The organism is Formosa sp. L2A11 (genome assembly GCF_009796865.1).
Lineage (GTDB): Bacteria > Bacteroidota > Bacteroidia > Flavobacteriales > Flavobacteriaceae > Formosa.
The window spans coordinates 3,669,751-3,694,414 of sequence record NZ_CP047028.1 but is presented as its reverse complement, the minus strand read 5'-3'; the positions used below and the strand labels follow the sequence as shown (position 1 = coordinate 3,694,414).

Sequence of the window (24,664 nt, the reverse complement as noted above, 5' to 3'; positions counted from 1 at the left end):
TCTTTAATTAATTCAAATTTTATGTTATTTAATATTTTAACTACTTGTTTAATAGTTAATTATTTGTTTATTTTTTAAAGGTAGGTATTAGGTTCGAGTTTATAAATGACTTAAATCAGTTTTAGATTTTATTCCTTATTATATTTAAAAATATAGTGAATAATTAATTATTCTTATGACTGCTTTTAATAACCTGATAATTATCATGTTTAAAAAAAAGTAATATCTATATATTTGATATATAAATCGGACAATTTTGTCCGATTTATGATAACCACAAATAAATAACTTTTTTGTATGAAAACTAAACAACACTTTTTAACACTATGCTTTAATTGTAGGCAAGCCTTTATAGCATTCGCTTTTATAACATTAACAGCTTGCTCGAACAAAAATAAAAAAGAGCAGATACAAGCCGTTGATATTCCTGTTAATCGAGAAATGATAGCAGAATTAACCGCACCACCACATGTTCCAACCCCAGTGGGTAGACGAAAAGCTAAAAAACTTATAGTCGATATGGAAATTCTTGAGGAAGAAGGAGAAATGACTAATGGAGTAAGTTATGTGTATTGGACTTTTGGAGGTTCGGTGCCAGGAAGTTTTATAAGAACGCGAGTTGGCGATGAAGTCGAGTTTCATTTAAAGAATCATCCAGATAATAAATTACCACATAACATAGATTTACATGCTGTAAATGGTCCTGGCGGAGGTGCAGAATCTTCTTTTGTAGCGCCTGGCCACGAAAAAGTGTTTTCATTTAAAGTCTTAAATCCTGGATTATTTGTGTATCACTGTGCGACTGCTCCTGTAGGAATGCATATTGCAAATGGAATGTATGGATTAATCTTAGTGGAACCGGAAGGCGGACTTCCTTTAGTAGATAAAGAATATTACCTCATGCAAGGCGATTTTTATACTAAAGGTGCTCATGGAGAACGTGGTTTGCAAGCCTTCGATATGCAAAAAGCGATAGATGAAAAAGCAGATTATGTAGTGTTTAATGGTAAAGTTGGTGCACTTACAGGCGATAATGCTATTACTGCTAATGTTGGAGAAACTGTACGATTATTTGTTGGTAATGGCGGACCAAACTTAGTTTCATCTTTTCATGTTATTGGAGAAATATTTGATAAAGTTCATGTAGAAGGAGGCGATCTTATAAATATGAATGTACAAACCACATTAATACCTGCCGGAGGTGCTGCAATTGTTGAATTTAAAGTGGAAGTACCTGGAACATTTATTATGGTAGATCACTCTATCTTTAGAGCATTTAATAAAGGAGCTCTAGGAATGCTTAAAGTTGAAGGTGAAGAAGATAAAAAAATATATTCTGGAGAGTTAAGAGACGATATTTATTTACCAGAAGGTGGTGGTATTCAAACCATGCCTGTAGGAGATAGTGTTGTTGAAGAAGTACCTTTACAGTCTTTAGAAGAGCAACTAGAACGCGGTAAGCAAGCGTATATGCAAACCTGTTTTGCGTGTCACCAAAGTGAAGGTCAAGGTATACCAAGTGCATTTCCGCCTTTAGCAAATTCAGATTTTTTAAATGCCGATGTGAATAGAGCCATAGGTATTGTACTTAATGGATTAACGGGAGAAATAACAGTGAATGGCGAAACGTATAATAGTGTAATGACAAGACAAAGTTTATCGCCTAGCGAAGTTGCTAACGTTTTAACTTACGTTTATAACAGTTGGGGAAATTCTAAAAAAGTAGTGACCACAGAAATGGTTGAAAAAGTTATAAACCAGAAATAACCAAAAACGATGTTTAAAAAAACATATATATTATTTGGTATAGCATTTTTATTACAAACCGTAGTGTTTGGACAAACAAACAAAGATATGTTACACATTCAGGGCGGAAGTTATATTCCGCTTTATGGTAGGGACTCTGTTTTAGTTAAAGTAAATGATTTTTTTATGGACAAACTGCCAGTTACAAATCAACAATATGTAGATTTTGTAAAGCAATATCCAGAATGGCAAAAGTCTAAAGTAAAACGATTATTTGCAGATGAAATGTATTTAATAAATTGGAAAAACGATACGATTTTAAACCATACAGAACGTCTTGAAAGTCCAATTACATATGTATCTTGGTTTGCAGCAAGTAAATACTGTGAGTGTCAGGGTAAACGATTACCAACGGTAGATGAATGGGAATATGTTGCTATGGCAGATGAAGAACTTGCAGATGCACGGGTAAAGAAAACCTATAACGAGAAAATTTTATCTTGGTATGAAGCACCGCGAACAAATACATATGAAGTTGGACGAAACCCAGAAAATTTTTGGGGCGTAAAAGATTTACATGGTTTAGTATGGGAATGGACTTCAGATTTTAACTCCATATTAATTACAGGAGAATCTCGAAAAGATGTCGATAAAGATACCAATCTATTCTGCGGAAGTGCTGCTGTAGGAGCTACCGATTTAATGAACTACGCTGCCTTTATGCGCTATGCATTTCGTGGAAGTATTACAGCACGTTATAATATTAAGAACTTAGGCTTTCGATGTGTGCAAGATATGCCAATTGAATAATTAAAAAAGAAATAAAATGAAAACATATATTTTAGTATTTTGTATGCTATGTTTAGGAGTAATGTCTTGTAAACAAGACACAAAACAAGTAACAGGAGTTAATGAAGTTTCAAAACAATCTGAAGAGATTTCAGATATGTCTATTTATAATTTACCTTCAACATGGACCAATCAAAATGGTAAAGATATTCAGCTTAAAGATTTAAAAGGAGATGTGTTAGTTATGGTTATGATTTACACAACTTGTAAAGCAGCCTGCCCTAGATTGGTTGCAGATATGCGTAATATTGAAAAACAATTACCAGAATCGACCAAAGGTAAAGTGAACATGATTTTTGTAAGTATAGATCCTGAAACAGATACGCCAGAACGTTTAAAAGCTTTTGCTAAAGAAAATTTTATGGACGAAGAGCCTTGGACATTTTTAAGATCTTCAGAACAAAATACCAGAGAATTCGCTGCAGTTTTAGCTGTGAAATATAAAGAGATTTCTCCAATGGATTTTTCTCACTCCAATATTATTAGTGTGTTTAACGCTGCTGGAGAATTGGTTTTTCAACAAGAAGGTTTAGGGGTAAATTCTGATGCTACTATTCAAAATATTGAAAAAGCTGTAAGTGAAATGTAATTGTATTTACAATGCGAGTTATTTCCAGAATTCATCTGTAAGATTGTCTTCAAAATCTGTTTCGTAATGAATCTCTTCTATGAGTTTGATTTGCGTTTCGGTCGCAATTTTTTGAATTTCTGGAAATAATATTCGTTCTTCAAAACGAATATGTTGCTCTAGAGTATCTGCAATATCTATTAAGTTATCTTCTAAATTAGAGTGTAAACTAAATAATTTTTCTAACTGTTTATGTTCTCTAATCGCTTGTTGGCGGCACGTATGACCTTCTTCTAAAATTGAAAAAACATGAGTTTCTTCCATATTAAAATGAGGTATTAAATGAACCTTGTAAAACCAATTAGCGTAGGTTTTTATACGATCAAATTCAATTCCTTTTTTTAATCCTGTTCTTATTTTCCAAGATAATAGCAAACCCTGATGATGCTCTCTACTTAACGGTTGTAAAGCTTTATGTCGTTTTAATGGTTTTTTGTCTGTCATTATAGTTTGTATTTGTATGTAATATACTCATAATTATAAGGAGTATCCCAAATACTAAAAAAGTACTAAGTATAAAAAGTAAAAGGTAATATTTCGGCATTAAGCCAATTTCAAAAGTAAATAATACCCCTTGCAAAAATAAAATACCTTCTGTACCTAAGAAACCTAAGATAAAACTGTAAACGCCCCAAGTAAAATATTTGGGTTGGTAAGCTATTTTTGTATGAATTAAAAAGGCAAACAGAAATCCAGAAACCACGCCAAGCATGGTTAAATGAATAAAACCAATAACAAAATTATGCTGCTGTTTGGCCATTAATGCCACAGCAGGTATAAACGAACTGCTTTGCAATATTATTTTGAATACAAACGACCCTAAAGAAAATGTATATAAGTATTTTAAAAGTTTAGAATTTTGATAGGTTAGTGTTGCAAATTTTGGTTTTACTAATTTAAAAAAATAGTACAAAGCACCCAATTGGCACAATACGCCTATGCTATTTATAATATTTAAGATGGGATGAGGAGCATACCAACTTACGGGTAATGCGAGTGTACTAATGGTTGAGATCACTAGAAGTATATAAAAACGTTTAGTATTTACATTTTCTTTAATTTGAAATCGGTTAAATAATAAAGCGAGTAAACCAATTAAAAACCAACCATTAAATTGAAAGTGTAAAAAGAATTGAATGGCGATTTGATAAAAGGCTGAAGCTTGTCCTAAAATTCCAACAGCAGGTCCTAAACACCAGACGCCAATTGTAGAAACTAACATAAAAACTAAGGCCGTTTTTAACAGTGTTCTTGTTAAATTATTTTCAATTTGAGCGTGTTTAAAAATTAAACGGACAAAATAATAACTACAAAAAATGTGTAAAGTAGAAAACGTTATAGATACAGCGGCATAACCTTGAAACGGGAAACTAATTAGCATGCCTAACACTGCAAATTCTGTTACCCAAAATAGCTTGGTAAAAACAGATTTCGGATTTGGCACAAAATGATGTGTAATAAGTGTAAAAAGCATTAAATACACCCAACCTAACATGGCAGTATGCGAATGTGCATGTGTTAAAAATCGATAATTAAGATCAAGCGGATATATATAAACAAAACGCATGGCCAGTCCCATTGCTGCTGCAATTAGAAAATTTAATAGGCAAACAAGAAAAAGGGGTTTAAGTGTCATGAACAATATAAACTAAAAAATTCCGGGGTATATATTAATTATACACCCGGAATTTAAGACATTAATTACTTTTATTAACTAAACTGGCTTTCTAAAACTTCGGCAGCAGGAAATAAAATGTTGTTTTCTAAGTGAATATGAAGATGTAAATCTTGCTCAAACTCTTCTAGCATTGCAAAGGTTACCTTGTAAGTATTACAAGCATCTGCAGGTGGTGTGTAATTATTTGATATGTCTGCAATTTGTCTGAAACGTACACCTTCATTATCGTGTTCTTGCATCATCATTGCAATTGGATTTTTTACCGTACCAAAGCCTGGGGCTTCTAAAGGTGTATTGGTTGCTTTTGCCTTTAGTAGTTTTTTTATAAAAGGGAATAAAACGAGTTCTTCTTTCTTTAAATGTTGAGCCAATTCACCAGCAGATGCCGTAAATAATTCATTAATTTCAAATAACTCAGGATGTCTTTCTCCATGAACTTTACATAGTTTATCTAAAAATTGTTTGATTATAGGAGATTTTTCTTCCACATATCTATGATGTTTTTTCTCTATATAATCAATTAATAAATCTAAAGGCCAAGATTTGTAATCTATAGATTGATCGGTTTTAGAGTTTAATACATGTTCTAAACTATCAACCAATTCACTCGTTAAAATTCCGTTTTTTTTACAAACTTCTTCTAAAGAACGATTTCCTCTACAGCAAAAGTCGATACCATATTTAGTAAATACAGCTGCAGTTCTAAAGTCTTCTGCAACAAATGTACCTACGTGTTTTTGTGTAATAGCTTCCATAGTATTATATATTTTAATTGTTATTTTTTTGTGTTTTATTTTTTAACGTTAAGTCGAATACAAACCAGCAAATTGTTACAATTCCTATAGCAAAAATAACATCGCCAATGGTTCTTAACCATTTTAAGGTAATCATGTCTGGATTTTGCATTAATTCTGATGAGCGGGCGTACCACATGCCGTGTTCTATACTTTCAATAGCTTGCCAAATTCCCATAGGAAGTAGGCTTATTAATGCCATTCCTAATAAACCAAAGTTTAACGACCAGAAGGATATTTTTAATAGTTTATTGTTCCATTGCACATTGCGGTATAAACTTCTTAGTACAAATAGCATCAATCCAATTCCTAGCATTCCGTATACTCCAAATAAAGCAGTGTGTGCGTGTAAAGGTGTGGTGTTTAAACCTTGCACATAGTATAATGCGATTGGTGGATTAATAATAAATCCGAAGATTCCTGCACCTAAGAAATTCCAGAATGCCACGGCTATCATAAAGTAAATGGGCCATTTGTAATCTACAATCCATTTGGTTGCTTTCGATAATTTATAGTTGTGGTAGGCTTCGTAACCAATTAAAGTTAGTGGTACAACTTCTAAAGCACTAAATGTAGCTCCTAAGGCCATAATTGCCTTTGGTGTTCCAGAAAAATATAAGTGATGAAAGGTTCCTAAAATACCACCAGACATAAATATAATAGTCGCTAAAAGCACATTTAAAGTGGCTGTTTTTGTTTTTAATAAGCCTAATCTAACAAATAAGAATGCGATAACAACTGTAGCAAAAACTTCAAAGAAACCTTCTACCCATAAGTGTACAACCCACCATCTCCAATATTCTGCTATTGCTAAATTGGTATGTTGTCCCCACATTAATCCTGAAGCGTAAAATAACGCGATTGCAGTACACGATATTAAGAACATTATAATTAAATTCTTTTCTTCTGTTTTACGTTTTAATACGGGTAATAAGGGTCTTACCATTAAAGCTAACCAAAGCAGAAGACCAACAAATAAGAAGATTTGCCAGAAACGGCCTAAGTCTACATATTCGTAACCTTGATGGCCAAACCAGAAATTATTAACTAGGTTTAGTTTTTGCATAACCCCAAACCATTGTCCAATCATAGAACCTAATACAATAATTAGGAGTGCTATGAATAAGAAGTTGACTCCAAATTTTTGAAATTTTGGATCTTTACCAGAAACTGCTGGAGCGATATATAACCCTGTAGCTAACCATGCTGTAGCAATCCAAAATATAGCCAATTGTGTATGCCAAGTTCTAGTTACCGAGTACGGTAAAATCTGATCTAAAGCAAAGCCATAAAATCCATCACCTTCAACACCATAATGTGCAGTTACTATACCTAATAACATTTGTAATACCATAAGTAAAGTTACTACCCAAAAATATTTTTTTATTAAATGCATACTTGGTGTCATGCCTTGTTTTAATAACGGATCTTCTGCAGGCGGTGGTGTTTCTTCGTCTTCTCCAGATTTAACATGATAAAAAACAAGTACACCAATGCATAGAATAAGTAAAATAATACTTACACCAGACCATACCATTAAATCCATAGTAGGTCCGTTACCAACCAATTCGTCTGCAGGCCAGTTATGCGTATAACTTACTTTACTATTTGGTCTTTCGGTTACGGTTGCCCAAGTAGCCCAGAAAAAAAATGCATTCATTTTATGCATTTTAGCTTCATCTTTTATCGTGTTCTTCGGGATTGCATAGTCGGCTCTAAGTTTATCGAAAGTAGGATCGTTAGTAAATAACCCATGATAGTATTCACTTAAATGATTAATGGCTTTTACACGATTTTCGCTAATAGTAATGGTGTTTGTTTCTTTATTGAAAGTGTTTTTTCTAACATCGTTTTGAAGACGTACTTTTAGGCTTGCTTGTTGTTCATCTGTGAGCTTATCATATGGTTTATTAAAATCGTTCTGAGCATATAAATCTAAGATGTATACAGCTTCTCTGTGAAGCCAATCTGCGGTCCAATCGGGTGCAACATAGGCACCGTGCCCCCAAACAGAACCTAGTTCTTGGCCTCCAATACTTTGCCAAATATTTTGTCCGTCTTGAATATCGTTTTCAGTAAAAATGGTTTCACCGTTGGTGGATACGATTGCTTTAGGTACAGGTGGCGATTGTTGATAAATTTCGAAGCCGTAATAGCCTAAAACACTAAACGAAATCGCTACAACAGCAGCAAAGATGATCCATAGTTTTTTTTCTTTGTTCATGATTAAAAAATAGTTAGTTCATTAATTTAAGTTTAATTCGGACAAAATTGTCCTCTTTACAGGTAAATTTTTTTTTAATTTTTTAAAAAGGATTCTCCTAATTTTATGTCTAATGCTAAAGATTCTAAATCTGTAGATTCTAACAAATTTTTCAATTCGGCTCTTACCAATTTAAATTTTTCATGCATAGGGCAGGGTTTGTCTGCATTACACTGTTGTAATCCTAAGCCACAACCTTTATAAATATTGTCTCCATCAATTGCATTAACAATATCTGCTAACATAATGGTTTTAATATCTTTTTTATCTATTTCAAAACCACCGTGTGCGCCTTTAATAGAATTAACAATATTGTTTCTTACTAAGGCTTGTAAAATTTTTGCAGTAAAAGCTTCAGGAGAATTAATTTCTTTAGATATTTCTTTTGGTCCCACACGTCTGTGTTCTAAAGAATTTAAGGCTATAAAAATAGAAGCTTTGATGCCGTATTCACAGGCTTTTGAAAACATATATTATATTTTTAAGCAAATATAGATACAAATTTTAATTCAGACAAATTTATCCGAATTAAAATATTGTTATATATTGTAGATTAAAATGTGAGTTATCTACCTATAAAAAAAAAGCAGATAATGTGCTTAAATATAACTAAATATGAAGGAAACAAGGTGAGACTTTATAACTTGTTTTTAGGAATAATTTAGGTGTGTTAGAAATGGACTTACTAAAATTGTAAATTTTTATTGAAGTTTATGGTTAAAATATTTTAAAGTAGCTGTAAACCATAATGCTCAAAAAAATTAATATAGTCTAAAAAAGAACAACCAGATTAATCTTTTCCAGGGGGATCCAATAAGGAACTTGTGCTTTAAATTATTCATGCTGAAATGTAAGATGACCAATAGCTGCTAAAGCCATTCATAAACCCAAAATGGTTCTAAAATATGTTGTGTTTTGGATGACTTTAAGGTTTTATTATTCATGTTTCAACCTTTAAAACAAAAATAAGGTTTATAAAAATGAAGGTTAATCCTAATAAAAATTTAATTGATGGATATAGTATGTGATGATGTTAGCTTACTTCATTTAAAATTTTAATAGCAGCAATATCTGTTGTGGTGTTTGGTCTTAATATTACATGAACACCAAGATTATACAATATTTTATGGTCAGTTTCAGATAAGTGATTTCCATCTAAAACGATCAAAATATCGTCACGATTATATGTTTTAAGCGCTTCAATAATTTCTGCAACCATTGGTATAGCGTTAGGAATCAAGCCATTTAAATGAATGGCATGTACATCGTTTTCTATAGCTTGTTTAGAAATATCTTTAGCCGATTGAAATAAAGGACCAAGGTCTACATCAAAACCAAGATCTGCATACGCAGAAGCAATATGCTTAATATTCAGGTCGTGGGTGTTTTGTTCTAATTTAGAAAGTAAAATACGTGGGCGTCTTCCTTCTCGTTCTGCAAAAGTATCTGTAAGCGCTTTTGCTTTTAAAAAAGAAGATTGGTCTGTTTTTTCAATACTTTTCATACTAATATTAATTTAATACCTTATAAATTTCAATAAAACTAGCTCCGTTTTTAACGGCTTCTATGGTTAACTCTAATACATTAGACGTGTTTTGTTTAACTGCTTTTGTAATGTTTAAAAGATGTGTTTTTGCAATAGTATTATCACAATCAGTTTTTGTAATTGTTGAGTTTTTCTGAGAATTATCTGTTTTTAATTTATTTAATTCTGTTTGAATGGCTTCAGAAAACGTTCCTGTTTCTTTATATATTTCAAAAATTCCCCATGCTTTTATTGCAATATCGTGAGTTTGTTTTTCTACATAAAAACTACCAGCCCAAGGATCGACTGTTTTTGTAATTTTAGTTTCTTCTTTTAAATACCATTGTATATTATGGTCTAATCGTTCTAATTCTGGACTAGAATTTCTATTCGTATGTGTTTCTAAGCTTTGTGAGCCTCCAAAAATAGCAGAAGCAGCTTTTATAGTCGATTTTGTTACAGAACTATATATGTCTGCATTAGGTAATGTGTTGGTATTTGTAAGGCTTTTTATGTGTAATGCTAAAGATGTATCGTTTTTAGGCTCATACGATTTTACAATTTTAGCCCATAACATTCTAGCTGCTCGAAGTTTCGCGATTTCAGAAAAATAATGCAATCCAATAGAAAAACTAAAAGATAGGCGAGTGGCAATATCATCTATTTTTAATCCGTAATCTAAGCCTTTTTCTATTTGATTATTTCCACAAATAAGCAGTATCGCTAATTCTATTTCTGGATTAAAAATCTGATTTTGTAATGAAGCCGTAGATATAGAAATACGATTAAAAAGAGGTAAATAGGTGTTTGAAAAAACTAAAGCCTCTAAACTTGAATTTTTAGTTGTTTTTAGAGTGTTTAAATTTGTAATAGCATCAATATTATATCCTCCTTTTAAAAAAGCAAGTTTTAAATTTTGAGATTCTGCTGTTGTAATAAAGAATGCTAAAAGTGGTAAAATACAAGTGTTAGTATTAAAATAAAAACTAATGTCTTGTAGCGGAATATCTTTAAAAAGCGCTTTAAAATCGTCTAAAGTTTCTGGGGTAAATTCGTTTTTAGTAGAGATTTCTAATAGAAACTCACGTTGTCCAGCAGTAAATCTATCCTTTAAAAAACAATTAAAATTATCTGTAGAAGTTAATGTGGTATGCAAATGTGTGTCCCAAGGAGATGTGACATACATAGTTGATGAGATTCCGCGTAAATATGGCGGCATTCCAGCGGCAAAATTTAAATGATTTACATGTTCAAGATCTGTTTTAGAATATACAGATTTTATAGTATGATCTCCCGAAGAAAATTTGACGTTATCCTGAAGATTTTTTGTCGCACTTTCTGCAGTCTTTAAAGTAATATGTTGTAGATTTTTTCTACTCATGTTCTGTTTTTGATATACTAATTTTCAGATTTTAATCTGTTTTGTTCACTGTTTTCGGCTAAACGTCTTGGTATAATAGGTTCCAATAATGTTTTTCTCGGATTTTGTTTTACAAACGGATACAGTTCTAATTTATCTTTTATTACGGTTTCTGTATTGCAATGTGCATTTGCTCCAATTAGAGTTAATTCGCCATTATCGAACAATTCTTGTTCTTTTTGAGCACTTTCTTTTATTTTTTTCTGAATTAGGCCGTCTTTCAATAATTTTAAAAATCCGCCTTGAGCTTCAATATCTTTAAAAAGGGTTAGTGCTTTGTCGGCTAATTGCTGTGTTAGAGCTTCTATATAATAAGATCCATCTGTAGGATTTGTTACATTTTCAAAACCATGTTCTTCTTTTAAACTTTGTAATTGATGTCTAGACATACGTTCTGCAGAAGTATGATTTTTACGAAAAATAGTATCGTGCGGAACATTACAAATATTATCTGCACCGCCTAAAACAGCACTCATATATTCGGTAGTTGTTCGTAATATATTTGTTTTGCTTTCGTAAATGGTTTTGTTTCGTTTTGTAGGAATAGTTATAATGTTACATTGTGTGTTAACATCGTATTCTGTAGCTAAAGTATGCCATAAAAGTCTTAAAGCACGAAGTTTAGCAATTTCGAAAAAGTAATTAGAACCTACCGAAACTTTAAATGTAATTTTAGTATAAAATAGTTTAGAAAATGTATTTAAATATTCGTTAGCATGAGCTAGGCCATAAGCAAGTTGCTGTGTAATAGTTGCTCCAGCGTTTTGGTAACCTACAAGATTTACACTGACACTGCTTTTTAAATGAATACAATTTTTTAGAACAGTTTCTAGCGTTTTATGATCTGCTTGAAGTGTAGAGTACCAATTCCCGTCTTCTGTTAAATGACCAATAATATCGAAATTAACATAAAAGGAAGCTTCGTTTTCTAAAGCTAAAGCATTAATTTTTTCTATAAATTTAGAAGCACAGAATTGCAAATCAAAATAAATAGGAACAGAAAATAAATCTATATCTTTTAATAATTTATCTAAATCGCAGTGTGCTGTTGCAATAATAAATAGTAATGCATCTGCTCCATCTTGCAATGCATTTTTAGCTAAAGTATTGGATTTATCTTCAGAATTAACAAAAATAGTTTGAGTAATTTTAAATGACTTTTTACTAGATTTAAAATTATAAGCTCCTTCTGTTAAGTCTTCTTTATTGTAAAAAGGCTTAACATTAATATCCTCAGGTGTTTGCCAAATAAGGGTATTATTGTAGTCGGCGCCATTTAAATCGTACTGAATTTTTTGTTTCCACCCCTTTGCCGATACAGAATTAAATGCTTCAAACAAATTAGTGTTGCTCATTTGTTTTTGTTTTTAAACTATCTTCATATTCAATAATATAAATATCTTCTTTTTCACGCTTTAAATAATAGGTTTCTCTTGCGAATTTCTCGATACCTTCTTCTGTGTTTAATTTTTTATAAGCTTTACGATCTTTAGTAATTTCATTAATATAATATTCCTTTTTATTATTAAGATCGTCTATGTCGTTATTCAATTCATTATGAATTAAATAGGAGTTGCTGTCAAAGAAAAGCATCCACACTGCAAAGCCAATCCCAGGAATAACAAAAGGATTTTTAAAAGGTTTTATATATTTATTATTGAAAAAATTCAACTTCATATTAGCTTTTCATTTATAATAGTACGTACGATGTCTATCGCTACAGTATTGAATTTGTTATTTGGAATTATAATATCTGCATACTCTTTCATAGGTTCTATAAATTGCTGATGCATTGGTTTTAATGTTGTTTGGTAACGGTTTAAAACTTCATCTAAATCGCGTCCGCGTTCAGCAATATCTCGTTTTAATCTACGTATTAATCGTTCGTCACTATCTGCGTGAACAAATATTTTTATATCAAATAATTCGCGAATATCAGGATGTGTAAAGATTAAAATCCCTTCAACTATCATTACTTTTCTTGGATGTGTTAAAATAGTGTCTCCCGTTCTATTGTGTTTTACAAAAGAATATACAGGTTGTTCTATTGGTTGTCCAGATTTAAGTTGTTTTAAGTGGCTTACAAGTAAGTCGAAATCTATAGATTTTGGATGATCAAAATTAATAAGTTTACGTTCGTCGTAAGATAGGTGAGAGGTGTCGTTATAGTAGGAATCCTGAGATATTATGCCAACTTCTGCCTCTGGAAGTTCGTTTAAAATTTGATTAACTACAGTTGTTTTTCCACAACCAGTACCTCCTGTAAGACCTATTATTAACATTGATTTTTTTATTTAGTGAATGGGCAAATTTAAGGTTAATTCTTCGGAATAATTTTAACTATTCCAACATTTTCGATGCCAACATAAATAAATCCGTCAGGACCTTGAACCACAGATCTAATTCGGCCTACATTTTCTAGTAAGCGTTCTTCTTTTATTACGGTATTATTTTTAATAACACAGCGATCTAAAAACTGAAATTTTAATGAACCTACTAAAATATTATTTTGCCATCCAGCATATTTGTTAGAGGTTACATAGCACATGCCTGAAGGCGCAATAGAAGGTGTCCATTGGTGTATAGGAGATTCCATGCCTTCCATTTCTGTGTGGTCTGTAATAGATGTTCCCCAATAATTTATACCATAAGTAACAAGTGGCCATCCGTAATTTTTTCCTGCTGAAATAATATTTATTTCGTCACCTCCTTTTGGACCGTGTTCGTGAGCCCAAATTTTATTAGTTACCGGATTTATAATCATACCCTGCGGATTTCTATGTCCGTAAGAATAAATGGCTTTTTTAGCTTTTGGTAAATTTACAAATGGGTTGTCTTTAGGTATGGAACCATCATCATGTAAACGATAAATTTTTCCTCCATCTCGAGTAATATCTTGTGGATTTATATCTCTTTGGCCACGTTCACCAATGCTAAAAAATACGTAATTGTTAGCATCGAAAAGAATGCGTGAACCAAAATGATCTCCGCTACTATAATTAGGAGTAGCCTTATATAGAAGTTCTTTATTAATTAGAGTATTGTTTTTTATTTTAGCGCGCATTAAAGCCGTATTTGCTCCGGAGCTTTCTCCTTTAGAAGACGCGTAGCTAAAATAAATCCAGCCATTGTCTTTATAATTTGGGTGAAGCGCAATATCTAATAAACCACCTTGACCTAGTTGGGGTATGTCTGGTAAACCTGAAATTGTAGTTTTTTTATTATTTTTAAAATGAATTAATTCCCCAGATTTTTCTGTAATTAATAAGGATTGATCTGGTAGAAATACAAATCCCCAAGGGTTATCTATACCTGAAACAACAACTTTGTATGTGTATTCTGTATTATTACCTTTTTTTTCTTGAGCACAAGTAAAAACATGTAGACATAAAACTATTGATAATAAAGGCTTTATAAGTGTCATGATAATTATTTTAGAGTGATAGTTACAATTTAGTAAAAAAAAACATTTGTTTTTCAAGAAAAGGTGTATATTTGCACCCTCAATAACCATCGGGGTGTAGCGTAGCCCGGTTATCGCGCCACGTTTGGGACGTGGAGGCCGCAGGTTCGAATCCTGCCACCCCGACAAAGAAAGCTTTACATTTAATGTAAGGCTTTTTTTAGTTTTAGACCTTTTCTACAAGTCTTCATAAAATTAAACAGGTAACTGTTTGTAAGTTGTATTTTCAATACTTCTATTGAACTTCTGTTTTATACAATTTTATAATGCTTTTTAAAAACACCATAATGGTGTGTTGAATATATTTGTTTATATCGATTTTATAGTTCGATTTCTTTTAAAATTTAAAGATTAGGAGTATCTTTGTTGGCTGAATTAAGTGAAAATTAATTCAATTTTTTATTTCCTCCCTAGTCCATGTTATTTTTTCAGTAAAAAGCATAAAAGTAAGATTTGGACTTTAACCAATCTTGAAGAAAGATGATTATTAAAATAATATTTTAAGACATATAGTAGTTATATGATAATTTTTAAAAAAGTTATTTGTAATTTAATTAATTAAATGTTAATTTTTATATTTTGATCACCAAATAAATTACATGAAGCAATTTTATGCCCTAATATTTCTTTTAACCTTCTCTCTAGCGTCTAGTGCGCAAGAAAAGAGTAGATATGATAGTATTTTTTACGATACAGCCGTAAGACTTACCTCTATAGATGTAAATAGAGCAAAAAATGTAGCAGATTCTTTATATAAAGCTTCTAAAGCAGACCTTTATAAAGTAAGGTCTCTTATGCTTATGTCTGATATTTTAGTAAAACAAGCTAAAAGGGAAGAAGCTATTAAAATTACTTTAAAAGCTGAAAAATTAGCTGTTTCTATACCAGATTATGAATGGTTGGCTAGAATAGATGGGTTTTTAGCGTCACAATACAGATTGATTGGCTTGAAAGGTTTAGGAGAAAAGTACCTCGATCTTGGTATTGAAAATGCAAAAAAAATTGAGGATAAGGATATTTCCGATTTATATTTTGGTCTCGTTTTTCAGGAAAAAGCACAATATGCTAAAAGTGAAAAACATTATAATAAATCTATAAATATTTTAAAACAGGCTAATAAGCTTTTTGAAAAACAAAAAACAGCACAAAAGAGAAAACTTTTTATTGGGATGAATTCTGTTCTTATGGCAGAAAGTTTTATAGATTTAAAACAAAATGATTCTGCATTATCTCATTTTAATAAATCTCTGAAATTATTTAATGAGATTGGAATAAATAATTCTGAATTTGTTAGCCAAGCTTTTAATGGAAAAGGGCAAGTTCTATTAGATGAGCAAAAATATGATCAGGCAATTGTTTTTTTGAATAAAGCATTAAAAATTGCAGAGGCAGGTAATTATAAAGTATTACTGGAGCATATTTATAAAAATGTATCAAGTTTTTATAAGGTAACAGGAGATGTTGTAAATTATAATTTATATTATAAAAAATATCTAGATCAGGGTGAAGATTTAGAGAAAAGTAAAAAAGAAGTTTTAAATATAGAGGTTAACCGTATTTTAAAAAACCAGGAAGCAAATTCTTCTCAATTAAAAACCATTATTATAGGTGTTACTTTATTACTTTTAGCCAGTTTGTTTTTTGTTTTTTTAACAAAAAGAAATCAAATAAAAGAAAACAAAAAATTTAAAGAAACCATATCTAATTTAAAAAATCAGACTAACGGGGTGGTTCTAGATAGAGATTTAGGATTAACAAAAATAGAATCTTCTAAAAATGATTGTAGCCATTTGGATCATTTTATGTCTGAAGAAACAGAACAGCTTATTCTTCAAAAATTAAATAAATTTGAGTGTGGGCATGGATATACAAATTCCAATATTACCTTGTCTAAGTTGTCTTCAGAATTTCGCATAAATACTAAATATCTTTCCTATGTTATAAATAAGCATAAAAAGAAAGATTTTAATAATTATATAAATGAGTTGCGTATTTGTTTTATTGAAAAAAAATTAATCAGTAATCCAGAATATTTAAATTATAAGATTAGTTATCTGTCTTCCGAATGTGGTTTTTCTTCACATAGTAAATTTTCGGCTGTTTTTAAAAAAGAGAAAGGTTTAAGTCCTTCTGTCTTTATTAATAAAATAAGTAAAGAAAATAATAAATTACAAGAAGAGAATATAATAGTAAAATAAAGAGGTCTCCCTTTATTATTCTCTTGTCATAAACAAAGCATTTTTTATTTACGTCATATACTTCAAAAATGTCATGTTTTGAAATTTCTAAAGTTTTATAATCTGTTATGACTAATATTTTAAGTTTTCATATATACTATTGTATATATAAGAAGACTTTTTTGGATTCTTCAACCTAAGGCCTTTTACAATTTATATGTGCTATTTTTTACTCAGATATTGGTTTTTTACTAAAAATCATAATATTTCACAGTTTTTTAACAGACTATTGTCCTTGTATTGTTTTTACTCTACCATATTGTGCTTTTTGTTTTTGTGTTCTTTTGTTTAATTATTTGTTTTTTAGTGGTTTAGTTGTTGTTTGTGCCTGTTTAGTATGTCTGTTTTATGTCTTGATTTAGTGTGTCTATATTGGCGAATCTGAACATATATAATTCACCTTAAGTTGCGCCCTTTATGTAGTTTTGTTGCATATCTGTCACAAATATAAATATGGTTTGTGAAGATTGTTAAAGCTTTAGAAATTAAAAGATAAATATCTAAATGAAACAATTTTACATTTTGGTGTTAACAGCATTAAAAGATTTATTGAATAATAAATTTGCTTTTTCTGTTAGCAAAAAAGAATTTAAAACAAGCGCGCGTACAATATCCTATATTGTATTAGCAATGTTTTTATTTTTTAAAGGTTACGACCTTTATGCAGATGGTTCAAATTATCTACACTCACTTTCTAGTTTGATAGAAAGGACCACAGCAGACAATAGTATAGAAGAAGTTGAAGAACCTATTTTAAGTAGCGACAATGTTACTAATATAGAAGTAATCAATAAAGAAGACAATAAAACATCTGAAGCGGAAGCTGATGATGTATGTATTGTAGAAGTTAATGGAAATTCTTATTCTAAAACGGGGAATAACGCAGTTACTATTACTCAGCCAGGTACAACTTACGGGTTTGAATTTGACATTTATACTATGGACAATTCTTTTAATTTAAATATTAATGGAACTGATTTAGCTGTAGATGAATTACAATTTCAAAGTTCTCGTACTACTGGTATAAATGTTCAATTTCAAGATGGTGATGCATATGAAACTGATACATCTAGGATTTGGGAAATGACAGGTTCTGCTTCTGCTCCTTTAATAAGAGTAAGTATAGATCCTAATGGTACTGTGTCTTTATTTGGAAGTAAAACCTCTGGAGGGCCTTTGTTTCCTTTAGAATTATATAGAGGGAATGCTTTTAATACTATGCCATGGAACAAAAAAACGGATAACACCGTAATTATCAGTCAAGAAGTACAAGGGCCTACATATATTACAGGTAGTGCTCGTGGTTGGGATTTATGTGATCCTAAATTTAGTTTAGAAAAAATAGGAACTTTTAATGATACTGATAATAGTGGTTATGCCGATCCTGGTGAAACTATTACTTATGCATTTAAAGTTACTAATATTGGAAATGTACCTTTAACAAATATTCAAATAACAGATCCAAAAGCAACTGTTTCAGGAGGTCCTTTAGCTAGTTTAGCAGTAAACGCTAGTGATTCTACAACGTTCACTGCAACTTATACTGTTACACAATCAGATATAGATTATGGAAGTGTAAGCAATCAAGCTACGGTAACTGGAGTAGATACTGAAGGGAATACGATTACAGATACTTCAGATGATCCTTCAGATGATACAGATGTCGATCTTGACAATAATGAAGAACCAGATGATGTTACAGTAACAGACTTTACAGGTTCTTATTCAAGTATAGATTTAGTAAAAACTGGAACATTTAATGATGCTAACAGTAATGGTTATGCAGATGCAGGTGAAACAATTACCTATGCATTTACGGTTGTAAATAGTGGAAATTTAACCTTAAAAAATATTTCAATTACAGATCCATTAGTATCTGTACCAGGAACTCTTGCAAGTTTAGCAGTAAACGCTAGTGATTCTACAACATTCACTGCAACTTATACGATTACACAAGCAGATATAGATTCTGGAAGTGTAACTAACCAAGCAACAGCTACAGCAACTTATCCTGATGGAAATTCAGTTTCAGATCTTTCAGATGATTCTGCAGATACAACAAATGTTGATACAGAAGGAGATGGAGAACCTGATGATAAAACAGTAATAAATCTCTCTAGCTCTCCAAGTATGAGTTTAGAAAAAACCGCAACTTTTAATGACGCCAATAATAATGGTTATGCAGATGCAGGTGAGACAATCACATACGGATTTAAAGTGACTAACACCGGAAACGTAACACTTACAGGTATTTCAATCTCAGATGCATTAGTATCTGTAACAGGAAGTCTTGCAAGTTTAGCACCAGGAACTAGTGATTCTACAACATTCACGGCAACTTATACCATTACACAATCAGACATAGATTCAGGAAGTGTAAGTAACCAAGCTACAGCAACAGGAAGCAATCCTGCTGGAGATTCAGTAACAGATACTTCAGATGATCCAACAGATGCAACAAACGTTGATCCAAATGGCGATGGTGAACCTGATGATGCTACAGTAACAAATTTCTCTAGCTCTCCAAGTATGAGTTTAGAAAAAACGTCAACTTTTAATGATGCTAACAGTAATAGTTATGCAGATGTAGGTGAAACAATTACTTACGGCTTTAAAGTGACTAACACCGGAAACGTAACACTTACAGGTATTTCAATCTCAGATGCATTAGTATCTGTATCAGGAACTCTTGCTAGTTTAGCACCAGGCGCTAGTGATTCTACAACATTTACAGCAACTTATACCATTACACAAGCAGATGTAGATAAAGGAAGTGTAACAAATCAAGCAACAGTAAAAGGTGAGGATCCTGCTGGAGAATCAGTAACAGATACTTCAGATGATCCAACAGATGCAACAAACGTTGATGCAAATGGAGATGGCGAACCTGATGATAAAACAGTAACAGATTTTAACGATGCACCTTCAAGTGTTTCTTTAGAAAAAACGTCAACTTTTAATGATACTAACAGTAATAGTTATGCAGATGTAGGTGAAACAATTACTTACGGATTTAAAGTGACTAACACTGGAAACGTAACACTTACAAATATTTCAATTACAGATCCATTAGTATCTGTAACAGGAAGCCTTGCAAGTTTAGCACCAGGCGCTAGTGATTCTACAACATTCACAGCAACTTATACCATTACACAAGCAGATGTAGATAAAGGAAGTGTAACAAATCAAGCAACAGTAAAAGGTGAGGATCCTGCTGGAGAATCAGTAACAGATACTTCAGATGATCCAACAGATGCAACAAACGTAGATGCAAATGGCGATGGCGAACCTGATGATAAAACAGTAACAGATTTTAACGATGCACCTTCAGGTATTTCTTTAGAAAAAACAGGAACGTTTAATGATGCTAACAGTAATGGTTATGCAGATGTAGGTGAGACAATCACATACGGATTTAAAGTGACTAACACTGGAAACGTAACACTTACAAATATTTCAATAACAGATGCATTAGTATCTGTATCAGGAAGCCTTGCAAGTTTAGCACCAGGCGCTAGTGATTCTACAACATTCACTGCTACTTACACCATTACACAAACAGATGTAGATAAAGGAAGTGTAAGTAACCAAGCAACAGCTACAGGAAGCAATCCTGCTGGAGAATCAGTAACAGATCTTTCAGATGATCCAACAGATGCAACAAACGTTGATGCAAATGGCGATGGCGAACCTGATGATAAAACAGTAACAGATTTTAACGATGCACCTTCAAGTATTTCTTTAGAAAAAACGGGAACGTTTAATGACGCTAACGGAAACGGATTTGCAGATGTAGGTGAAACAATCACATACGGCTTTAAAGTGACTAACACTGGAAACCTAACACTTACAAATATTTCAATTACAGATCCATTAGTATCTGTATCAGGAAGCCTTGCAAGTTTAGCACCAGGCGCTAGTGATTCTACAACGTTCACTGCAACTTATACCATTACACAAGCAGATGTAGATAAAGGAAGTGTAAGTAACCAAGCTACAGTAAAAGGAAGTGATTCTAAAGGAAAATCAGTAACAGATACTTCAGATGATCCATCTGATGCAACAAATGTTGATGATAATAGAGATGGTGAACCTGATGATATTACGGTAACAGATTTTACAGATTCTCCTTCAAGTGTTTCTTTAGAAAAAACGGGAACGTTTAATGACGCTAACGGAAACGGATTTGCAGATGTAGGTGAAACAATTACTTACGGATTTAAAGTGACTAACATCGGAAACGTAACACTTACAGGTATTTCAATTACAGATCCATTAGTATCTGTAACAGGAAGTCTTGCAAGTTTAGCACCAGGCGCTAGTGATTCTACAACATTCACAGCAACTTATACCATTACACAAGCAGATGTAGATAAAGGAAGTGTAACAAATCAAGCAACAGTAAAAGGTGAGGATCCTGCTGGAGATATAGTTTCAGATCTTTCAGATGATCCAACAGATGCAACAAACGTTGATGCAAATGGCGATGGTGAACCTGATGATGCTACGGTAACAGATTTTACAGATTCTCCTTCAAGTGTTTCTTTAGAAAAAACGTCAACGTTTAATGACGCTAACGGAAACGGATTTGCAGATGTAGGTGAAACAATCACTTACGGCTTTAAAGCAACTAACACTGGAAACGTAACACTTACAAATATTTCAATAACAGATGCATTAGTATCTGTATCAGGAAGCCTTGCAAGTTTAGCACCAGGCGCTAGTGATTCTACAACATTCACTGCTACTTACACCATTACACAAACAGATGTAGATAAAGGAAGTGTAAGTAACCAAGCAACAGCTACAGGAAGCAATCCTGCTGGAGAATCAGTAACAGATCTTTCAGATGATCCAACAGATGCAACAAACATTGATGCAGATGGTGATGGCGAACCTGATGATAAAACAGTAACAGATTTTAACGATGCACCTTCAAGTATTTCTTTAGAAAAAACTGGAACGTTTAATGATGCTAACGGAAACGGATTTGCAGATGTAGGTGAAACAATCACATACGGCTTTAAAGTAACTAACACTGGAAACCTAACACTTACAAATATTTCAATTACAGATCCATTAGTATCTGTATCAGGAAGCCTTGCAACTTTAGCACCAGGCGCTAGTGATTCTACAACGTTCACTGCTACTTATACCATTACACAAGCAGATGTAGATAATGGAAGTGTAACAAATCAAGCAACAGTAACAGGAACAGATCCTGAAGGAACTTCAGTTTCAGATACTTCAGATGATCCATCTGATGCAACAAATGTTGATGATAATAGGGATGGCGAACCTGATGATAAAACAGTAACAGATTTTACAGATTCTCCTTCAAGTATTTCATTAGAAAAAACGTCAACATTTAATGACGCTAACGGAAACGGATTTGCAGATGTAGGTGAAACAATTACTTACGGATTTAAAGTGACTAACATCGGAAACGTAACACTTACAGGTATTTCAATTACAGATCCATTAGTATCTGTAACAGGAAGTCTTGCAAGTTTAGCACCAGGCGCTAGTGATTCTACAACATTCACAGCAACTTATACCATTACACAAGCAGATGTAGATAAAGGAAGTGTAACAAATCAAGCAACAGTAAAAGGTGAGGATCCTGCTGGAGATATAGTTTCAGATCTTTCAGATGATCCAACAGATGCAACAAACGTTGATGCAAATGGCGATGGTGAACCTGATGATGCTACGGTAACAGATTTTACAGATTCTCCTTCAAGTGTTTCTTTAGAAAAAACGGGAACGTTTAATGACGCTAACGGAAACGGATTTGCAGATGCAGGTGAGACAATCACATACGGATTTAAAGTCACTAACACCGGAAACGTAACACTTACAGGTATTTCAATTTCAGATGCATTAGTATCTGTAACAGGAAGTCTTGCAAGTTTAGCACCAGGCGCTAGTGATTCTAGAACATTTACTTCAACTTATACGATTACACAATCAGATATAGATTCTGGAAGTGTAACAAATCAAGCAACAGTAACAGGAAGTAATCCTGCTGGAGATTCAGTTTCAGATCTTTCAGATGATCCAACAGATGCAACAAACGTTGATGCAAATGGCGATGGCGAACCTGATGATAAAACAGTAACAGATTTCTCTAGCTCTTCAAGTATTTCTTTAGAAAAAACGTCAACGTTTAATGACGCTAACGGAAACGGATTTGCAGATGTAGGTGAAACAATCACTTACGGCTTTAAAGCAACTAACACTGGAAACGTAACACTTACAAATATTTCAATCTCAGATGCATTAGTATCTGTAACAGGAAGTCTTGCAAGTTTAGCACCAGGCGCTAGTGATTCTACAACGTTCACTGCTACTTATACCATTACACAATCAGACATAGATTCTGGAAGTGTAACAAATCAAGCAACAGTAAACGGAACAGATCCTGAAGGAACTTCAGTTTCAGATCTTTCAGATGATCCAACAGATGCAACAAACGTTGATGCAAATGGCGATGGTGAACCTGATGATAAAACGGTAACAGATTTCTCTAGTTCTTCAAGTATTTTATTAGAAAAAACGTCAACATTTAATGACGCTAATGGAAACGGATTTGCAGATGTAGGTGAAACAATCACTTACGGATTTAAAGTGACTAACACTGGAAACTTAACACTTACAAATATTTCAATCTCAGATGCATTAGTATCTGTAACAGGAAGCCTTGCAAGTTTAGCACCAGGCGCTAGTGATTCTACAACGTTCACTGCAACTTATACGATTACACAAGCAGACATAGATTCAGGAAGTGTAACAAATCAAGCAACAGTAACAGGAACAGATCCTGAAGGAACTTCAGTTTCAGATCTTTCAGATGATCCAACAGATGCAACAAACGTTGATGCAAATGGAGATGGTGAACCTGATGATGCTACGGTAACAGATTTCTCTAGCTCTTCAAGTATGAGTTTAGAAAAAACGGGAACGTTTAATGACGCTAACGGAAACGGATTTGCAGATGTAGGTGAAACAATCACTTACGGATTTAAAGTGACTAACACTGGAAACTTAACACTTACAAATATTTCAATCTCAGATGCATTAGTATCTGTAACAGGAAGCCTTGCAAGTTTAGCTCCAGGCGCTAGTGATTCTACAACGTTCACTGCAACTTATACCATTACACAAGCAGATGTAGATTCTGGAAGTGTAACAAATCAAGCAACAGTAACCGGAACAGATCCTGAAGGAACTTCAGTTTCAGATCTTTCAGATGATCCAACAGATACAACAAACCTTGATGCAAATGGCGATGGTGAACCTGATGATGCTACGGTAACAGATTTTAACGATGCACCTTCAAGTATTTCTTTAGAAAAAACGTCAACTTTTAATGACGCTAACGGAAACGGATTTGCAGATGTAAATGAAACAATCACATACGGCTTTAAAGTGACTAACACCGGAAATGTAACACTTACAAATATTTCAATCTCAGATGCATTAGTATCTGTAACAGGAAGTCTTGCAAGTTTAGCACCAGGCGCTAGTGATTCTACAACATTCACAGCAACTTATACCATTACACAAGCAGATGTAGATAAAGGAAGTGTAACAAATCAAGCAACAGTAAAAGGTGAGGATCCTGCTGGAGATTTAGTTTCAGATCTTTCAGATGATCCAACAGATGCAACAAACGTTGATGCAAATGGCGATGGTGAACCTGATGATATTACGGTAACAAATTTTAACGATGCACCTTCAAGTATTTCATTAGAAAAAACGGGAACTTTTAGTGATGCTAACGGAAACGGATTTGCAGATGCAGGTGAGACAATCACATACGGCTTTAAAGTGACTAACACCGGAAATGTAACACTTACAAATATTTCAATCTCAGATGCATTAGTATCTGTAACAGGAAGTCTTGCAAGTTTAGCACCAGGCGCTAGTGATTCTTCAACATTCACTGCTACTTATACGATTACACAATCAGATATAGATTCAGGAAGTGAACAAATCAAGCAACAGTAACCGGAACAGATCCTGAAGGAACTTCAGTTTCAGATCTTTCAGATGATC

At 32.7% G+C, this 24,664-nt stretch carries 16 protein-coding genes and 1 tRNA gene; 6 read left to right on the top strand and 11 right to left on the bottom strand.

What is annotated here, in order from left to right; genetic code table 11:
- The first annotated feature begins 297 nt into the window (after nucleotides 1–297).
- From nirK to GQR95_RS16150, 3 genes are read left to right on the top strand one after another with little or no spacing between them, the layout of a single operon-like run.
- Nucleotides 298–1,767, top strand: a complete 1,470-nt coding sequence (gene nirK, locus GQR95_RS16160) for a copper-containing nitrite reductase (protein WP_199269621.1) — start codon at nucleotides 298–300, stop codon at nucleotides 1,765–1,767.
- Nucleotides 1,768–1,776: 9 nt separating this feature from the next.
- Nucleotides 1,777–2,556, top strand: coding sequence for a formylglycine-generating enzyme family protein (locus GQR95_RS16155; protein WP_233265957.1), 780 nt, complete (start codon nucleotides 1,777–1,779; stop codon nucleotides 2,554–2,556).
- A 16-nt stretch (nucleotides 2,557–2,572) separates the two neighbouring features.
- Complete coding sequence (locus tag GQR95_RS16150; protein ID WP_159024112.1) at nucleotides 2,573–3,184, top strand: SCO family protein; 612 nt, start codon at nucleotides 2,573–2,575, stop codon at nucleotides 3,182–3,184.
- Nucleotides 3,185–3,202: 18 nt separating this feature from the next.
- Here the strand turns inward: GQR95_RS16150 and GQR95_RS16145 are convergent, their stop codons facing one another.
- The 11 genes from GQR95_RS16145 to GQR95_RS16095 all read right to left on the bottom strand — a co-directional run bounded on the left by GQR95_RS16145 (nucleotide 3,203) and on the right by GQR95_RS16095 (nucleotide 14,327).
- Nucleotides 3,203–3,667 (bottom strand): hemerythrin domain-containing protein, encoded by a 465-nt coding sequence (locus GQR95_RS16145; RefSeq protein WP_159024111.1) that lies wholly within the window; start codon nucleotides 3,665–3,667, stop codon nucleotides 3,203–3,205.
- Nucleotides 3,636–4,859, bottom strand: a complete 1,224-nt coding sequence (locus tag GQR95_RS16140) for a hypothetical protein (protein WP_159024110.1) — start codon at nucleotides 4,857–4,859, stop codon at nucleotides 3,636–3,638. Before GQR95_RS16140 ends, GQR95_RS16145 begins: the two co-directional genes overlap by 32 nt.
- Nucleotides 4,860–4,933: 74 nt before the next feature.
- Nucleotides 4,934–5,656, bottom strand: a complete 723-nt coding sequence (gene ric / locus GQR95_RS16135) for an iron-sulfur cluster repair di-iron protein (RefSeq protein ID WP_199269620.1) — start codon at nucleotides 5,654–5,656, stop codon at nucleotides 4,934–4,936.
- Between the two features lie 13 nt (nucleotides 5,657–5,669).
- Nucleotides 5,670–7,919, bottom strand: coding sequence for a nitric-oxide reductase large subunit (locus GQR95_RS16130; RefSeq protein WP_159024109.1), 2,250 nt, complete (start codon nucleotides 7,917–7,919; stop codon nucleotides 5,670–5,672).
- 74 nt (nucleotides 7,920–7,993) lie between these two features.
- A complete protein-coding gene (locus GQR95_RS16125) occupies nucleotides 7,994–8,428 on the bottom strand; it encodes an Rrf2 family transcriptional regulator (protein ID WP_159024108.1) in 435 nt (144 codons plus the stop codon).
- A 563-nt stretch (nucleotides 8,429–8,991) separates the two neighbouring features.
- The gene (locus GQR95_RS16120) at nucleotides 8,992–9,462 is read right to left on the bottom strand and encodes a cobalamin-dependent protein (protein ID WP_159024107.1); all 471 of its coding nucleotides are present in this window, start codon (nucleotides 9,460–9,462) and stop codon (nucleotides 8,992–8,994) included.
- A gap of 7 nt (nucleotides 9,463–9,469) precedes the next feature.
- Nucleotides 9,470–10,864 (bottom strand): methylmalonyl-CoA mutase family protein, encoded by a 1,395-nt coding sequence (locus tag GQR95_RS16115; RefSeq protein WP_159024106.1) that lies wholly within the window; start codon nucleotides 10,862–10,864, stop codon nucleotides 9,470–9,472.
- A gap of 17 nt (nucleotides 10,865–10,881) precedes the next feature.
- The gene (locus GQR95_RS16110) at nucleotides 10,882–12,258 is read right to left on the bottom strand and encodes a methylmalonyl-CoA mutase subunit beta (RefSeq protein WP_159024105.1); all 1,377 of its coding nucleotides are present in this window, start codon (nucleotides 12,256–12,258) and stop codon (nucleotides 10,882–10,884) included.
- Nucleotides 12,245–12,580: a septum formation initiator family protein gene (locus GQR95_RS16105; protein WP_159024104.1), complete on the bottom strand. Its 336-nt coding sequence runs from the start codon at nucleotides 12,578–12,580 to the stop codon at nucleotides 12,245–12,247. Before GQR95_RS16105 ends, GQR95_RS16110 begins: the two co-directional genes overlap by 14 nt.
- Nucleotides 12,577–13,185 (bottom strand): uridine kinase, encoded by a 609-nt coding sequence (gene udk / locus GQR95_RS16100; RefSeq protein WP_159024103.1) that lies wholly within the window; start codon nucleotides 13,183–13,185, stop codon nucleotides 12,577–12,579. The genes GQR95_RS16105 and udk overlap by 4 nt, the downstream gene beginning before the upstream one ends.
- 35 nt (nucleotides 13,186–13,220) lie before the next feature.
- On the bottom strand, nucleotides 13,221–14,327 hold the full coding sequence (locus GQR95_RS16095) for a PQQ-dependent sugar dehydrogenase (protein WP_159024102.1): 1,107 nt from the start codon (nucleotides 14,325–14,327) through the stop codon (nucleotides 13,221–13,223).
- A gap of 90 nt (nucleotides 14,328–14,417) precedes the next feature.
- On the opposite strand from GQR95_RS16095, the gene GQR95_RS16090 reads away from it, so the two are divergent.
- From GQR95_RS16090 to GQR95_RS16080, 3 genes are all read left to right on the top strand, one after another.
- Nucleotides 14,418–14,492 (top strand) — tRNA-Pro (locus GQR95_RS16090).
- A 674-nt stretch (nucleotides 14,493–15,166) separates the two neighbouring features.
- Entirely contained in the window at nucleotides 15,167–16,564 is a 1,398-nt protein-coding gene (locus GQR95_RS16085; protein WP_159024101.1) for an AraC family transcriptional regulator, read from the top strand.
- Nucleotides 16,565–17,107: 543 nt separating this feature from the next.
- On the top strand, nucleotides 17,108–24,616 hold the full coding sequence (locus tag GQR95_RS16080; protein WP_159024100.1) for a hypothetical protein: 7,509 nt from the start codon (nucleotides 17,108–17,110) through the stop codon (nucleotides 24,614–24,616).
- Nucleotides 24,617–24,664: the final 48 nt, after the last annotated feature.